The 308-nt window shown below is 70.5% G+C and carries 1 protein-coding gene; it reads left to right on the top strand.

Annotated elements, in window-relative coordinates; all coding sequences use genetic code 11:
* Window positions 1-308 (top strand): TRAP transporter large permease subunit (locus J2P76_RS23870; protein WP_207410714.1); only part of this gene is annotated, 308 nt, incomplete at both ends.

Raw genomic sequence — 308 nt, 5'->3', positions numbered from 1 at the left:
GACCTGCTCGAGACGATCGGGCAGGTGTTCGGTCCGCTGCGCGGGGGGCTGGCCATCGCGGTGGTGGTGGTGGGCGCGATGCTGGCGGCGACCACGGGGGTGGTGTCGGCCTCGGTGATCTCGATGGGGCTGATCTCGCTGCCGATCATGCTGCGCTACGGGTACGACAGGCGGCTGGCCTCGGGGGTGATCGCGGCCTCGGGCACGCTGTCGCAGATCATTCCGCCGTCGCTGGTGCTGATCATCCTGGCCGACCAGCTGGGCCGCTCGATCGGCGACATGTACCGCGCGGCGATGGTGCCGGGGTT

The sequence above is a fragment of the Bordetella petrii genome (assembly GCF_017356245.1).
GTDB classification, from domain to species: Bacteria; Pseudomonadota; Gammaproteobacteria; order Burkholderiales; family Burkholderiaceae_B; genus Bordetella_A; species Bordetella_A petrii_D.
Note: the sequence above shows the minus strand (reverse complement) of the source record. Positions and strands in the feature narration are given on the sequence as shown.